This window comes from Neobacillus sp. FW104-15D2, from assembly GCF_058790155.1.
Genome location: NZ_JBYTCJ010000002.1, coordinates 158762 through 174647 on the forward strand (window position 1 = coordinate 158762; position 15886 = coordinate 174647).

Sequence of the window (15886 nt, forward strand, 5' to 3'; positions counted from 1 at the left end):
GCTTTTCTGTCAAGAAATACAGTTCTATTTTTATATTATATTTTTTACTAAAAAGCTTCAAGCGGACAAGCCTTATTTTTCAAAAATAAAGAGCCCCTTTCCGGCTCAAAAATTAAGCATGTTTTTGGCCTTGATCCTCTATTTTTTTCTTTTCTTCTTCTACAAGTGCTCTCCTCAGGATTTTTCCAACTGCAGTTTTGGGAAGTTCCTGTCTGAACTCATAAATACGTGGCACTTTATATGCAGCAAGATGCTGGCGGACAAATTTGTTTAGTTCTTCTTCTGTAATTTTTGTCCCTTCTTTTAATACAACATATGCCTTAACGGTTTCACCCCGGTATGGATCCGGAATCCCTGCAGCGACAACTTCCTGTACATCAGGATGCTCATATAATACTTCTTCAATTTCTCTCGGATATATATTATAGCCTCCAGCTATTATCATATCTTTCTTTCTGTCTACTACGTAAAAGTAACCATCTTCATCCATGTAGCCAAGATCTCCAGTTAACAGCCAGCCATCCCTTAAAGTCTGTGCTGTATCCTCAGGCCTGTTCCAATAGCCCTTCATCACCTGTGGCCCTTTAATAGCAATTTCTCCAATTTCGCCAGCTGAGAGCCTTTCACCAGTTTCCATTGAAAAAATAGCCGCATTAGTATCAGGCCATGGGACTCCAATACTTCCTTTTATTCTGGGACGGTCCCAGAGAAAATTGGAATGTGTAACAGGTGAGGACTCAGTTAAACCGTAGCCTTCTACTAACTTTCCTCCAGTTACTTCTTCAAATTTTTGCTGTACCTCTACAGGAAGTGGTGCGGACCCGCTTATGCACGAATCGATTGATGACAGATCATACTTTTTAATATCTGGATGATTCAAGAGCCCAATGTAAATGGTGGGAGCTCCTGGAAAAAGCGTAGGTTTTTGTTTTTGAATCGTTTTAAGAGTGGCCGCCGCATCGAATTTAGGCAGGAGCACCATTTTATAGGCTTGCATTACTGATAGAATCATAACAGTTGTCATTCCATAAACATGGAAGAATGGCAGCAGTCCAAGTACTGTTTCTTCACCGCGTTTGCACTTGTACATCCATGCCTGGCACATAGATGCATTGGCAATCAAATTTTTATGGGTTAGCATGACTCCTTTTGGGAACCCTGTTGTTCCGCCCGTATATTGCAATAGAGCTAGATCCTCTTCAAAATCATACTCATGCTCTTTCACATCTCTGGCAGGCTGCTTTAGGATTTCTGTCAGCAAGTGAGAGTTTCCTTCATGCTTGACATTAACCACTATGCCATACTGTTTTTTCTGAATAAATGGATAAACAAGATTTTTGGGAAACGGCAAATAGTCCTTGAGAGCGGTTACAATGATGTCTTTTAAATCGGTTTTGGACATAACTTTGGATACCCGTGGATAAAGGATATCCATGCAAACAATGGCTTTTGATCCTGAATCAATCATTTGGTATTCCAGTTCCCTCTCCATATATAGCGGGTTTGTCTGAACCACTACTCCTCCTGCCATTAAAATACCGAAGTAACTGATAACAGATTGTGGTGAATTAGGAAGCATAATAGCTACCCTGTCACCTTTAGTGATTCCAATTTCCTGAAGATACCCTGCGAACTTTTTTGCTGATTCATACAGCTTTGTATAGGATAAATCCTTTCCCATAAAATGAATGGCTATTTTGTTAGGAAACTCCTCGACAGCCTTTTTCAAATAAGCCTGAACAGGCTGGGATGAATACTCCAGGCTGGAAGGGATTTCGTCTGGATAGTTTTTAATCCATGGTCTTGTTTCAATCATGTAAACCCTCCTTTTTGAATTGTTATAAAATTCTAATTACTTCCGCCTATTATAATATAATCATTTTTTTTAAACAAATAGAACACCTTTTGAAATTCGACAAAATAATTTAGAAAACTTAGCGATAGCCAAGCCTTTAGTGAGAACAGAGCTATAATTGATTTCGTTCAAAATAAATTCTAAATAAATAAAAAATGGCCGCCCAAAAGGACAGCCCTAATTTTTTACTATTTTGCAAAAAACAACATATAACCCAGCCCGATTAGCAAAAATAAGCCGCACAGTACCAGTAGGATTTTTGCCAGCTTCTCCAATTCCAATCTCTCCTTATTTAATCCCTGCACCAATGACATAGGAAAGGCCTATTGAGATAACCATTGATATAAATCCAACAGCTCGGTTGTCATTTTTAATTTCATGGTCGATATTGAACTTGGGTGTTAGGAATTCATAAATAAAGTAGCCAGCCAGCAAAAGGATAAATCCATAAATCCCCCAACTAATCATGTTCATTAGAGAATTATGCTGAGCGATTGAATGACGAAAAATATTTATGATGCCAAATATCTTTCCGCCTGTTGCCATAGCAACCGCCATATTTCCATTTTTTATTTCTTCCCAATTTTTATATTTTGTTACCAGTTCAAAAACAGCCATAAAGACAATTAAACATAAAATGACCACACTGTAATTAGCTGCTGTCAGTGTATATTTATTCTCCCAAAATCGGTCCATATCCCATTCTCCCCGGACTTTATTTAAACTCTGCAATGGTTACGCCTGTTCCTCCCTCTCCCGCATCACCGAAGCGGATTTTTTTGACGGAACGGTGGTTTTTCAGGTATTCCTGAACACCTTGCCTTAATGCCCCTGTTCCTTTACCGTGTATAATCGATACTCTGGGATATCCGGCCAATAGGGCGTCATCCAAGTATTTTTCTACCCTCATTAAGGCATTTTCATATCGCTCACCACGGAGATCGAGTTCTAGGCTGACATGGAAGTCTTTCCCCTTTATGGTAGTAACAGCACGTTTTTCGGTTTGTTTTGGAGTTGATAAATACTCCAAATCCTTTTCTTCAACTTTCATCTTTAAAATACCAATTTGGACATTCCATGCATGACCTGATGTTTTATCAAGAAGAGTTCCCTTTTGATCAAAAGTAAGAACTTTAACTTCATCCCCGGGCTTAAAGGTCCTTTTTTGGTCCTTTTGAGCCGTCTGCCGGCCTGATCTCTTGACGTCAGGAGCAGCTTCTGCCAAGCGTTTTTTTGCATCAATTAATTCATGTTCCTTTATATCCGCATTCTTCTCAAGCCTCATTTTTCGAAGATCGCGAATAATTTTTTCCGCCTCTTCTTTGGCTTGCTCTACAATATCTTCTGCCTGAGAAGCAGCCTTATCAAATAGATTATCCTTATGATTATAATAGTCAGCCATCTGTTTTTGCATATCGTTATGAAGTCTCTCAGCCTGCTTTAAAAAGTCATTTGCTTCTTCACGATCACGTTCAGCCTGCCGTCTGCTTTCCTCAAGGGAAGCAATCATTTTATCAATCTGATTGGTATCTGCACTCACATGGGAACGGGCCACATTGATAACCTGTTCATCAAGACCAAGCCTTTTTGATATCTCGAACGCATTACTTCGGCCTGGAACACCAAGTAAGAGCTTATAAGTTGGACTAAGTGTCTCTACATCAAATTCCACACTTGCATTCATAACACCTTTACGGTCATAGCCATATGCTTTCAACTCAGGATAGTGAGTAGTTGCAATAACTCGGGCTCCACGTTTATTTACTTCATCAAGAATGGAAATGGCCAGGGCAGCCCCTTCCTGCGGGTCAGTTCCTGCACCAAGTTCATCAAACAGAATCAGGCTATTGAAATCTGCCTTTTTTAAAATATCCACGATATTAACCATATGAGATGAGAATGTACTTAAGCTTTGTTCAATCGATTGTTCATCACCAATGTCTGCATACACAGAATCAAATACAGCCAATTCAGACCCATCAAGTGCAGGTATTTGCAGGCCAGATTGCGCCATAAGAGTACACAATCCAACTGTTTTCAAAGTAACGGTTTTACCGCCTGTATTTGGACCTGTAATAACAATGATTGTAAAGTCTCTGCCAAGAAGGATATCATTGGCTACCACTTCATTTATGGGAATGAGCGGATGGCGTGCCTTATATAAAGAAATCCGGCCTTCATTATTCATTAGAGGTTTTGATCCCTTTATCTGCCTGCTATACCTTGCTTTTGCAAAGATAAAATCAAGGCTTCCCATAACTTCAACAATAATGCTGAGCTCTCCTTCAAATTCAGCGGTTTGGGCAGAAAGATCAGCTAAAATCCGTTCGATTTCAAGCTGTTCCTTTACCCGTATGTCCTGAAGGGCATTATTAAGCTGAACAATAGCCTGTGGCTCTATAAACAAAGTCTGCCCTGAAGAACTTTGATCATGAATAATACCGCCATAATGCCCTCTGTACTCCTGCTTTACTGGAATAACAAACCGGTCATTACGAATGGTAATGATCGCATCCGATAGCATCTTTTGTGCACTGGAGGATCTGATCATTCCCTCGAGTCTTTCTCTTACACGGGCCTGGTTTGCTCTGATTTGGCTTCTTAGTGACCTCAAAAGTTCACTGGCACTGTCAAGAACATCTCCGCTCTCATCAATTGAATTTTTAATTGATTCTTCTAGTTTTGCCAATGGGATGATTCTTTCTGCTTTTTCAGAGAGAATTGGAACCTTGATATCCTCTTCAGCCAAATCCTCAATAAACCGCTTTATTTGCCTGCTGGCATGAATGGTACTGGAGATCTGGACAAGTTCTGAGGGGCTTAAAACACCGCCAATTACAGCCCTTTTAATATGGGCACGTATATCAAAAATTCCGGATAAGGGAACATTTCCTTTTAATCTTAATACCATTGCCGCCTCATCTGTTTCTTCCTGAAGGCGAACTACTTTATCGAAATCCGCTGATGGTACCAGATTCTTAATTTCATCTCTTCCCAATGATGATGATGCATGGCCCATCAGCTGTTCTTTTATCTTTGCATATTCTAATACCTTTAAAGCATTCCGCTGCATGGAGATAATCCTCCTATTATTCTTAGTCAGTTCGAGCGTGACGGTTATGAAGGAAGTCAAGAAGATCATTTTTTTCAAGTGCATTAATTACATTTGATGTTTTGATCCACCCTTTTCTTGCTGCCCCAGCCCCTATTTCCATATGTTCCAGTGTATCCATTTTATGTGCATCTGTATTAATAACAATTTTCACGCCAGCATCCTGGGCTTTCCTTAAATTTTCATATGAAAGATCAAGTCTGTGAGGATTTGCGTTTAATTCAAGAACTGTATTTGTTTCCCTTGCCAATTGAATCAGCATGTCCATATCAACATCGTACCCTTCCCGCCTGCCAATTAGCCTTCCAGTAGGGTGGGCAATGATATCAACATGAATATTGGTTAATGCATTTTTTAATCTTTGCATTATTTTTTCTCTTGGTTGCGAAAAGGAAGAATGGATGGAGGCGATAACAATATCCAGCCCCTCAAGCAGCTCATTTTCATAATCAAGCGAGCCATCGGGAAGGATATCCATTTCTATCCCAGACAGTATGATAATATCATCGTACTTTTCGTTAAGTTTTTTAATTTCTTCCCTTTGCTGAAGCAGCCTTTCAGGGGTTAGGCCGTTTGCAACCCTTAAAAATTGCGAATGGTCTGTAATAGCCAGATATTGATATCCTCTTTCCCTGCAGGCCTCAACCATTTCTTCGATGGAATGGGCTCCATCGCTCCACGTTGAATGCATATGAAGATCGCCTTTTATATCATCAATAGAAATAAGTTTTTCAGCTGGACGGAACTCTTCCACTTCGGTCCCATCCTCTCTAATTTCAGGAGGAATAAAAGGAAGTCCAAAATGATGATAAAATTCTTCTTCAGATGAAAATGTGAGAATCTCACCGGTTTCGTTATTTTCTACTCCATATTCGCTGATTTTTTCACCGCGTTCCTTTGCCAGCTGCCTCATTCTTACATTATGTTCCTTAGAACCAGTAAAATGATGAAGCGCTGTAGCAAATTCATTAGGCTCAACCAGCCTAAAATCAACCGAAATATCATAGTCCAGGGCAAAAGTTAAAGATACCTTTGTATCTCCGGCCCCAATTACTTCTTTAATTTTGGAAAAAGCAAGGAGCTTGTCCTTAACAGCCTCCGGACTTTCTGTTGCAATAATAAAATCCAGATCCTTTATTGTTTCTCTCATACGTCTCAAACTTCCAGCTCGTGAAAAACGAATGATTTCAGGAATCTCTGAAAGGCTTTTCTCTATACTCTCTGCAATTGGCAGCATGTAGGCAATAGGAAGCCTTTCCGGCCTGGTCCCAAAATTCTCAATAGCAAGAAGGATTTTATCTTCTGTTTTCTTCCCGAAGCCTGGCAGGGAATGTACCTTTCCCGCACGGCAGGCTTCTTCAAGGTCGGCAATATCTTCAATCCCAAGCTCTTGATAAAGCTTGGCAATTTTCTTACCGCCCAGACCGGGCAGGTCAAGGAGAGGAATCAGCCCATTGGGCACCTCCTCCTGAAGCTCCTTCAGTACATTTGATTCGCCATCAATCATATACTCTTCTATAACTGCTGCCGTTCCCTTACCAATTCCGGAAATAGCAGTAAAGTCTTCAATTTCTGTTAAACTCCGGTTATCCGCCTCCAAAGCACCGGCAGCTTTACGAAAGGCTGATATTTTAAAAGGATTTTCACCCTTTAGTTCCAAATAAATAGCAATTGCTTCCAAAAGGTGAATAACATCTTTTTTGTTTATTTCCATTTATAACACCGCCCTTAAAATTTTAATTTGGACTCTCCAATATAAATCATTCAAACCGTTAGAAAAACTTGGCATTCGCCAAGTCCCATTGGCGGATGCCCTAGTTTTACTTATGCGTTCAGAATTTAGGGATATAAATTCTGATTAGCGAACAAAAGGCGCAAGCGCCCTGATCAGATGATGAAAGGCTAAAATCGCCACTTCCTTTGGCAACGCCTTTCTGACCCGCTTCCTCGAAAGGCTAAAGCTTTTTCATCGTGCGATGCAGATGCTTCCGAAGCTTTCCTTGTCCTGTGGGCCTCCGACAGGAATAAGTTAAAGTTATCCACAAGGTAATAATTTATAATTTCTTAAACGAAGAAAAACTTCTCTGTCACAGAGAAGTTGGAGCTCCGACATAGGCAATCCAAAGCTTTTTCAGCTGGTCGGAGAGAACCGGTGTATGATTCACAATCGCATCCGCCAGGAAAGACCTGTCAAGTGGTCCCTGAAGAACTTCTATTGGAATTAAGGCAGCTATATATAATAATATAAAAAGGACAAAATAAATCTCTATAAAACCAAGAATGCCTCCTCCAAGAGTGTTTAACTGTTTTAATACTGGCAGGTGGGCAATAAAGTCAAGCATTGCTCCAATAATTCGGAGAAGAATTTTAACGGCAAAAAAGATAATCGCAAAAGAAATAGCCCTGTAAAAAGCAGCTTCCATATCGGCGCTGTCTGTCAGAAGCTTAAGCGTGCTGTTTTCTCCCAGGCTTGGATATGGAATCCAAAGTGTAAGCTTTGGTGCCAGGTCATCATAATAAGTTCTTGCTGCAATGTAAGCAATTATAAAGCCTACTAAATGAAATAGCTGCATGATTAAGCCTCTTTTAAGGCCTACAAAAAAACCAATAATTAAAATAATAATAATTGCTAAATCCAACATGTATTTCAGCCCTTTTCCCTTTCCATTTCAGCTTGAAGCCGTTCCAATTGGTCTTTAATTTTTATATAATCATTGACGGCATTTAACGCTGTCAATACGGCAAGCCTATTTACTTCAAGTGATGGATTCTTGGAACCTATTTGACGCATTTTATCATCAACCAGCGAAGCAACCATACTGATATGACTTGAGCTTTCTTCACCAATAATGATATATTGCTGTCCGTATATATCTACTGCAGTCCGGTTTTTATGTTGGTTCGACAACGTAAATGCCTCCATTCAAAGAATCCTAATCTATATCATATCATGAACGAATATCAGCAGAAAAGCCAAACAGTTTCAGAGGCCGTTCTCCTCCCTTTCGAATAAGTGGGAGCGAGTATATTCCAGAGAAAAAATAAAGCAAAATCAAAAGGAGAATGTTATTTTGGCTAACGCGGTTATTGTATTAGAAACAAACGAATTAAATAAATTAAAAGAATTCTATCGTCCCTACCTTCTTGAAAAGGTTCCCCAGGGAGGTTTATTTTCAGCAAAAACTCCTGCCTGTGTGATTACTGCCTATAAATCAGGAAAGGTTTTATTTCAGGGAGGCGGCAGTGAAGCAGAAGCCTTAAAATGGGGAAATGCTTCTGCCAAGTCAGCTCCTGCCAAAAAAACAGGGAAAAGCTCCACTGGACTGCCTCCCCAAATCAGTTCCATGTCGGCTATTGGTTCTGATGAAGTAGGCACCGGTGATTTTTTTGGACCGATAACCGTTGTAGCCGCTTATGTTAGAAAAGAGGACATTCCATTATTAAAGGAGTTAGGAGTCAAAGACTCTAAAGACTTAAACGATGTTAAAATTATAGAAATTGCGCGGCAGATAAAAGACATTATACCGCATAGTCTAATACCTTTACATAACGAAAAGTACAACCAGCTTCAGCAATCGGGAATGTCACAGGGAAAAATGAAGGCCATCCTTCACAACAAAGCAATATTAAATGTTCTCGATAAAATAGCTCCTACCAAGCCTGATGCTATCCTTATTGATCAATTTGTTGAGGCTGAATCCTATTATCGGCACTTAAAAGGGCAGAAAGTAATTGCAAAGGAAAATGTTTATTTCAGCACCAAAGCAGAAGGCATCCATCTGGCTGTTGCAGCTGCGTCCATATTAGCCAGATATGCATTTGTCCAATATTTTGAGAAGTTAAGCAGTTCTGCAGGATTTACGATTCCAAAAGGCGCCGGCGCCCAAGTTGATGTGGCGGCTGCAAAATTGATTATGGCCAAAGGTAAAGATGTGCTGCCTAAATTCGTCAAACTCCATTTTGCTAACACAGGAAAAGCAATGAATCTCGTTAATAAGAAAAAAGGCATCTGATAACTTTGAAAAAGTGGATCACTATTTTTAAAAAGCATCGACGACAGATGCTTTTTTTTGTTACAATTAATGTAAAATTTTTGAAACTTTTCTAACTTGTGGTGCGTATAAGTGTCAATGATGAATTCCAGAATTTAAATTTACTTAAGGAGGGGGGATTATGGAGTTATTTGGAACTCCCATAGAAACTATTTATCTATACACCCTTTTTATTATTGGTGCTCTTACAGTGCTTTTTATCTTCTTTGGGGATGCAGCACATGGCACTGCTGCAGGGCTGGATTTCTTAAATCCGGTAATTGTGCTCGCATTTATTACCTTTATGTCTGCAACTGGCTACATATTGGAAAAAGTAACGAGTCTGAATAGCTACCTCATACTTGTTATTGCGGTTATTATTTCTTTTATTCTTGATGTCATATTAAATATTTTTGTTCTTCTTCCCCTTTCAAAAGCCGAAGAGTCCCTTGTTTATACAGCAGAGTCCCTTAATGGGCGGGTCGGCAAAGTAATTATTACCATTCCGGCCAATGGCTTTGGGGAAGTAGTTTTGGAAAGTACGAGTGGGATGATATCAAAATCTGCCCGGAGCTTTGATGATTCTACAATTAAAGAGGGAGCAACTGTTTTAGTAATAGATGCAGAAACAGGCTTTTTAACAGTTAAAGAATATGAGCATCCATTTTAGGAGGGGAAGAAGTGTTTATTTGGATTGTTGTAGCTATTGTTACATTTATTTTACTTGCTTTTATTGGTGTATTTATCAAAAAGTATCATACCGCAGGTCCTGATGAGGCTTTGATTGTAACTGGCAGTTATTTAGGCAGTAAAAATGTTCATATAGATGAATCCGGAAATAAAATTAAAATTATCCGCGGCGGTGGTGCTTTTATCCTGCCTATTTTCCAACAGGCAAAGCCTTTAAGCCTCCTCTCTAGCAAGCTGGATGTCAATACACATGAGGTTTATACAGAACAGGGTGTTCCTGTTATGGCGGATGGCACTGCAATTATAAAAATCGGCGGATCCATCGGAGAAATCGCGACAGCCGCTGAACAATTTTTAGGAAAAACAAAGGAAGACCGAGAAAGTGAGGCCCGTGAGGTTTTAGAGGGCCACCTCCGTTCTATTCTGGGATCAATGACCGTTGAAGAGATTTATAAAAACCGTGAAAAGTTTTCCCAGGAGGTCCAGCGTGTAGCATCTCAAGATCTGGCTAAAATGGGACTAATGATTGTCTCCTTTACAATCAAGGATGTCCGAGACAAAAACGGCTATCTGGAATCACTGGGAAAACCACGAATTGCCCAGGTTAAACGTGATGCCGATATCGCAACTGCAGAAGCAGATAAAGAAACCAGAATTAAGCGTGCCGAAGCAGCAAAGGATGCGAAACGTTCGGAATTAGAAAGAGCAACTGAAATTGCTGAGGCAGAAAAAACGAATCTATTAAAAGTAGCAGAATATCGCCGTGAACAGGATATAGCAAAAGCGCGAGCCGACCAGGCATATGATCTGGAGACTGCACGTGCCAAACAAGAGGTAACCGAGCAGGAAATGCAGGTTAAAATTGTTGAGCGCCAAAAGCAAATTGAATTGGAAGAAAAGGAAATATTGAGACGCGAAAGACAGTATGATTCTGAGGTTAAGAAAAAAGCCGATGCGGACCGCTACTCTGTAGAACAGGCTGCTGCTGCAAGCAAAGCGAAACTAATGGCAGAAGCGGATGCAGAAAAGTACCGGGTTGAAGCAATGGCTAAAGCTGATGCCGAACGTGTCCGAGTAGACGGAGTTGCAAAAGCCGATGCTCAGCGTGCACAGGGTGAGACAGAAGCAGAAGTAATTAGAATGAAGGGGCTTGCAGAGGCAGAAGCAAAACGTAAAATTGCCGAAGCTTTTGAGCAATTCGGCCAGGCTGCAGTTTTAGATATGGTTCTTAAAATGCTTCCACAGTATGCAAAAGAAATTGCAAGTCCGCTATCCAATATTGATAAAATAACAGTAGTTGATACCGGCAGTGACTCCGCATCAGGGGGCGCAAATAAAATAACCTCTTATGCAACTAATTTAATGTCAACCATGCAGGAATCATTAAAAGCATCTTCAGGGCTTGATGTAAAAGAGCTTATCGAAAATCTGTCAGGGAAAAGAAACATCCGGGCAAGCATTGACGAGTTAATTGAATCACAGGCTGTTCAATCTGATTCTCTAGTAGAAAGCAAATAAGAAAAAGGGAGACCTCACCGTTTTGGCAGGTCTCCCTTTTCCTTTACTTAGCCTCTTAAAACCGCTCCGGCTTTTTCTTTAAGCGCCTCTAAAACCTTCTCATGAACCTTTGTTACTTCTTCATCGGTCAAAGTTTTTTCAGGGTCCTCATATTTCAGTGAAAAGGCAATGGATTTCTTACCTGCTTCCATGCGATCCCCTTCGTATAAGTCAAATACCTGTACGTCTTTAAGCAACTTTCCGCCTGCCTCGGCAATAATTTCTTTTAATTGGCCTGAGGCAGTTTCTTTTTCCGCTACAAGAGCGATATCTCTTGTAATGGACGGGAAACGTGGAATCGCATTGTAGTGAAGCGGTTCCGTACTTGCTTCAAGGACCGCTTTTAAGGAAAGTTCAAATACAAAAGTATCCTTTAGGTCAAAATTCTTTTGCATGGTTGGATGAACCTGGCCAACAAAGCCAATCTTAGCACCATTGAGAAGGATCTCAGCCGTACGGCCTGGATGCAAACCATCCATTTTTGACTGGACATAGTTGATTTGGCTTGAAACTCCAAGCTTATTAAATAAACCTTCAAGAATACCTTTTAGGACATAGAAGTCCACAGGCTTCTTCTCTCCCTGCCAGGAATGGCTATGCCAAACACCTGTTATGGCTGCTGCAAGATGTTCTCTTTCCTCTGGCAGCTCGTCACCCTTATTGGCAAGGAATACTGCACCGGTTTCATATACACCGAAACTTTCGTTCTGGCGGGCGCTATTGTATTTTAATACTTCCAGCAATTGTGGCACAATGCTTAGACGAAGCATGCTTCTGTCTTCGCTCATCGGCATCGCAAGGCTGATAGCATCTCCATTTTCTATTGCAAATTGAGCTACTCTTTCTTCACTTGTTAATGAGTAGGTAATGGCCTGGTAAAGCCCTGCTCCTTCAAGGAAATGCCGGACAACACGGCGTTTTTGCTGATACCCTGTTAAATGCCCAGGTGTAGAGGAACCTTCCGGCAGTGTTTTTGGAATATTATCATAGCCATATAAACGGGCCACTTCTTCGATTAAATCCTCTTCAATTCTAATGTCACCGCGTCTTGTTGGTACCGTAACTGTAATAGTATCTTCTTCTGTATTGGTATCAAATTGAAGCCTTGCAAATATATCTTCAACCACGGTCATAGACAATTCAGTTCCCAGCACACGATTGATTTTTTCAAGAGTTATGGAAATAACTGCAGGTTCCACTGTTAAGGTATCCACCTCTACAGATCCTCCTAGCACTTCCCCATCTGCATACTTTGCCATCAAATAGGCTGCGCGGTCTCCGGAAACTCTTACACGATTTGGATCAACGCCTTTTTCAAAACGGGCACTAGCTTCACTTCTTAATCCATGATCCTTTGAAGCCTTTCTTACTGCTGCTCCGCTAAAATAAGCTGATTCAAGCAAGACAGTGGTTGTTTCAGAGGAAACTTCTGAGTTTGCTCCACCCATAACCCCAGCTAAAGCAACCGGCTCCTTGCCATTAGTAATAACTAGGTGGTCTGCAGACAATGTTCTTTTTACATCATCAAGAGTAACCATTGTTTCGCCTTTAGTTGCTCTTCGAACGACGATTTCCTTTGAACCAAGGCGGTCATAGTCAAAGGCATGAAGCGGCTGGCCATATTCCAGCAAAATGTAGTTGGTAATATCAACAACATTATTATGCGGTCGAATACCTGCTGCCATTAAACGCGTTTGCATCCATAATGGAGATGGAGCAATTTTTACATTTCGGATTACCTTTGCTACATATAGCGGATTGCCATCCTTGGCCTCAACCTTAATATCAATATAGTCAGAAGCCATATCTGAAGAAGATTCAAGACTAACATCAGGTAATTTTACTTCTCTACCTAAAATAGCTGCCACTTCATAAGCAACCCCAAGCATGCTTAGGCAATCTGAACGGTTTGGAGTCAGGCCAAGTTCCAGGACTGAGTCATCACGGTTTAAAGCCTCGATAGCGTCTGTTCCTACTTCTGCATCTCCCGGAAAAACAAAGATGCCTTCTGCATACTCTTTCGGAACAATTTTCCCCTCCATGCCAAGCTCCTGAAGAGAACAAATCATTCCATTTGATTCTTCACCGCGAAGCTTTGCACGTTTGATTTTGAAATTACCGGGCAGTACCGCTCCAACCTTGGCAACAGCAACTTTTTGGCCTTGTGCAACATTGGGAGCCCCGCAAATGATCTGGATAGGTGCCTCATCTCCGACATCTACAAGACATTTGTTTAATTTATCTGCATTAGGATGCTGTTCACGCTCGACTACATAACCGATAACAACACCCTTAATTCCTTCATTCAGGGTTTCGACACCTTCAACTTCAATTCCGCTCTTAGTAATTTTTTCAGCCAGCTCTTCAGGTGTTATGCCGGATAGATCAACATAGTCCTGCAGCCATTTATATGATACGAACATTTTTGTTCCTCCTATATCAACCGGATTATTGGGTTATTACTCATGCCTTGAAAACTGTGTTAAGAACCGGACATCATTAGTGTAAAAATGGCGGATATCGTCAATGCCATATTTCAGCATGGCAATTCGCTCAGGTCCCATTCCAAATGCAAAACCGGTATACTTTTTCGAATCGAATCCAGCCATTTCAAGTACATTAGGATGAACCATACCTGCTCCCAAAATTTCAATCCAGCCTGTTCCTTTACAGACACTGCAGCCTTTTCCGCCGCAAATTTTACAGGAAATATCCATCTCTACAGATGGTTCAGTGAAAGGAAAAAAGCTTGGTCTTAAGCGGATTTCTCTGTCTTCACCAAAGATTTTTTTTGCAAATACTTCGAGTGTCCCTTTCAGGTCACTCATCCGGATATTCTCATCAATAACCAAACCTTCAATTTGCATAAATTGATGGGAATGGGTCGCATCATCATTATCTCTGCGGTAAACTTTTCCTGGACAGATAATCTTTACAGGGCCTTTTCCCTGATGCTTCTCCATTGTGCGCGCCTGGACAGGAGATGTATGTGTGCGTAATAGAAGTTCTTCTGAAATATAGAAGGAATCCTGCATATCCCTTGCCGGATGGCCTTTTGGAAGGTTAAGTGCCTCAAAATTATAATAATCTTTTTCAACCTCTGGGCCTTCGGCAACCTGATAGCCCATGCCGATAAATAAGTCTTCAATTTCTTCAATGATCTTGGTTAATGGATGGTGGCTTCCAGTTTTTACTGGACGTCCTGGCAGGGTAACATCAATTGTTTCAGATGCTAGTTTTTCAAGAACCTCAGCTTCCTCCAGTTCCTTTTGTTTTTCTTCCAACTTCACAGATATAGCCTCGCGCACTTCATTGACAAGCGCACCCATTTTAGGGCGTTCCTCAGCCGAAAGCTTTCCCATTCCTCTCAGAACCTCTGTAATTGGTCCCTTTTTCCCCAAATAGGCCACTCGTACTTCATTTAACTCTTTTAGGTTTCCAGATTGCTCAATCTTTTGAAGTGCTTCAGTTTGCAATTCCTGTAAACGTTCCTGCATCAATAAATCCTCCTTTTTCTTTTATGTATTCCGAATAGAAGATCCCTGAAAAAAAACAAAAAACCTCCTCCCTGGAAAGGGACGAGGTTCTATTTCGCGGTACCACCCTTGTAAACACGCTATGTATACATAACATTGTGTTCGCTTCATTCGGATAACGGCTTATGCCGGTGCATCTTTACACAAAAAGCAGCTGCTTTTTGTGGTCCCGATGCCAACTCGGGAGGTGAACTTCCCCTGTATCCTCCATAAAAGTGCTCTCAGTCCCGGGCACTTTCTCCCTGAATGGTTTCACACAAGGTACTTTTCTCCGTCTTGGTCATTTAGAATATTGATTTTGTTGTTAATTATATAATAAGTTTAGTTTGGTTTCAAACTGATTTACGACTTTCTTAAGTAATATAAAAGGATGCCAGTGGCTATAGCAACATTAAGTGATTCACTTTTGCCGTAAATAGGAATATATAGGTTCCTTGTTGTTTTAGAAAGAACCTCTTTGCTAACCCCACTGCCCTCATTACCTACTGCGAGAGCAAAGGTTTTTGAAGGAGCGGTTTCCGTATATATACTCCCATTTTCCAGGGCTGTTCCGTATACAGGGATTTCTTTGCTTAAAAGCTGGTCAATCCATTCAGATAAATTCCCTCTTATGATCGGAAGGTGAAAGTGACTGCCCTGCGCCGACCGGAGAACTTTGGAATTATAAATATCAACACTGCCCTGTCCAACAATAACGGCGTCAATACCAGCCGCATCAGCCGTCCGGACCATAGTCCCGAGGTTCCCGGGGTCCTGCACTGCATCAATCAGCAGGAAGGTTTTCGCATCAGTTATGGAAGCCTCAGCTTGTTTGCATACAGCAAATACCCCTTGTGGTGCCTCTGTTTCAGAAATAGCTTTTGCTACCTCCTCCGTAATGATTGTTACCGGAATGGATTCATAATCCCAGCTGTGAGGCAGATCAGTCTCCTCTGAATAGATCAGTTCTTCCACCATTTCTTTTTGTTTTAATGCTTCCTCTACAAGATGAAAACCTTCCATTATAAATGTCCCGGTTAAATCCCGTTCCTTTTTCGTATGAAGTTTTTTCCATTGTTTAACCTTAGGGTTCTTTGAAGAGTGAATATGATTCAACACAGTCTCT

The 15886-nt window shown here is 40.8% G+C and carries 12 protein-coding genes and 1 other annotated feature; of the genes, 3 read left to right on the top strand and 9 right to left on the bottom strand.

What is annotated here, in order from left to right; genetic code table 11:
• Positions 1–112 precede the first annotated feature (112 nt).
• From AC3WR0_RS02535 to zapA, 6 genes are all read right to left on the bottom strand, one after another.
• Positions 113–1816 carry an AMP-binding protein gene (locus tag AC3WR0_RS02535; protein ID WP_492550837.1) on the bottom strand — a complete coding sequence of 568 codons (1704 nt, stop codon included), beginning with the start codon at positions 1814–1816 and terminating at the stop codon, positions 113–115.
• Positions 1817–2143: 327 nt separating this feature from the next.
• Positions 2144–2551, bottom strand: coding sequence for a DUF350 domain-containing protein (locus tag AC3WR0_RS02540; protein ID WP_027320208.1), 408 nt, complete (start codon positions 2549–2551; stop codon positions 2144–2146).
• Positions 2552–2570: 19 nt separating this feature from the next.
• Positions 2571–4928: an endonuclease MutS2 gene (locus tag AC3WR0_RS02545; RefSeq protein WP_492550838.1), complete on the bottom strand. Its 2358-nt coding sequence runs from the start codon at positions 4926–4928 to the stop codon at positions 2571–2573.
• 22 nt (positions 4929–4950) lie between these two features.
• Entirely contained in the window at positions 4951–6681 is a 1731-nt protein-coding gene (gene polX, locus AC3WR0_RS02550; RefSeq protein WP_492550839.1) for a DNA polymerase/3'-5' exonuclease PolX, read from the bottom strand.
• A gap of 373 nt (positions 6682–7054) precedes the next feature.
• A complete protein-coding gene (locus tag AC3WR0_RS02555) occupies positions 7055–7609 on the bottom strand; it encodes a CvpA family protein (RefSeq protein WP_492550840.1) in 555 nt (184 codons plus the stop codon).
• A gap of 5 nt (positions 7610–7614) precedes the next feature.
• Positions 7615–7875 (bottom strand): cell division protein ZapA, encoded by a 261-nt coding sequence (gene zapA / locus AC3WR0_RS02560; protein WP_492550841.1) that lies wholly within the window; start codon positions 7873–7875, stop codon positions 7615–7617.
• Positions 7876–8038: 163 nt separating this feature from the next.
• Here zapA and rnhC point away from each other — a divergent pair, with 163 nt between their 5' ends.
• From rnhC to floT, 3 genes are all read left to right on the top strand, one after another.
• Positions 8039–8980, top strand: coding sequence for a ribonuclease HIII (rnhC, locus tag AC3WR0_RS02565; protein WP_492550842.1), 942 nt, complete (start codon positions 8039–8041; stop codon positions 8978–8980).
• A 160-nt stretch (positions 8981–9140) separates the two neighbouring features.
• Positions 9141–9668, top strand: a complete 528-nt coding sequence (locus tag AC3WR0_RS02570; protein ID WP_492550843.1) for an NfeD family membrane protein — start codon at positions 9141–9143, stop codon at positions 9666–9668.
• Positions 9669–9679: 11 nt separating this feature from the next.
• Positions 9680–11206, top strand: a complete 1527-nt coding sequence (gene floT / locus AC3WR0_RS02575; RefSeq protein ID WP_492550844.1) for a flotillin lipid rafts scaffold protein FloT — start codon at positions 9680–9682, stop codon at positions 11204–11206.
• 47 nt (positions 11207–11253) lie between these two features.
• Here the strand turns inward: floT and pheT are convergent, their stop codons facing one another.
• From pheT to AC3WR0_RS02590, 3 genes are all read right to left on the bottom strand, one after another.
• Positions 11254–13668, bottom strand: coding sequence for a phenylalanine--tRNA ligase subunit beta (pheT, locus tag AC3WR0_RS02580; protein ID WP_492550845.1), 2415 nt, complete (start codon positions 13666–13668; stop codon positions 11254–11256).
• Between the two features lie 36 nt (positions 13669–13704).
• The gene (pheS, locus tag AC3WR0_RS02585; RefSeq protein WP_027320217.1) at positions 13705–14742 is read right to left on the bottom strand and encodes a phenylalanine--tRNA ligase subunit alpha; all 1038 of its coding nucleotides are present in this window, start codon (positions 14740–14742) and stop codon (positions 13705–13707) included.
• Between the two features lie 74 nt (positions 14743–14816).
• Positions 14817–15068, bottom strand: a binding site (T-box leader).
• 55 nt (positions 15069–15123) lie between these two features.
• Complete coding sequence (locus AC3WR0_RS02590; RefSeq protein WP_492550846.1) at positions 15124–15876, bottom strand: TrmH family RNA methyltransferase; 753 nt, start codon at positions 15874–15876, stop codon at positions 15124–15126.
• Between the last annotated feature and the right edge of the window lie 10 nt (positions 15877–15886).

What these genes read in the sequence shown, in the direction of transcription:
- AC3WR0_RS02535 (WP_492550837.1), bottom strand. Translation starts at nt 1,816, where the DNA reads ATGATTGAAACAAGACCATGGATTAAAAACTATCCAGACGAAATCCCT.
- AC3WR0_RS02540 (WP_027320208.1), bottom strand. Translation starts at nt 2,551, where the DNA reads ATGGACCGATTTTGGGAGAATAAATATACACTGACAGCAGCTAATTAC.
- AC3WR0_RS02545 (WP_492550838.1), bottom strand. Translation starts at nt 4,928, where the DNA reads ATGCAGCGGAATGCTTTAAAGGTATTAGAATATGCAAAGATAAAAGAA.
- polX (WP_492550839.1), bottom strand. Translation starts at nt 6,681, where the DNA reads ATGGAAATAAACAAAAAAGATGTTATTCACCTTTTGGAAGCAATTGCT.
- AC3WR0_RS02555 (WP_492550840.1), bottom strand. Translation starts at nt 7,609, where the DNA reads ATGTTGGATTTAGCAATTATTATTATTTTAATTATTGGTTTTTTTGTA.
- AC3WR0_RS02570 (WP_492550843.1), top strand. Translation starts at nt 9,141, where the DNA reads ATGGAGTTATTTGGAACTCCCATAGAAACTATTTATCTATACACCCTT.
- pheT (WP_492550845.1), bottom strand. Translation starts at nt 13,668, where the DNA reads ATGTTCGTATCATATAAATGGCTGCAGGACTATGTTGATCTATCCGGC.
- pheS (WP_027320217.1), bottom strand. Translation starts at nt 14,742, where the DNA reads ATGCAGGAACGTTTACAGGAATTGCAAACTGAAGCACTTCAAAAGATT.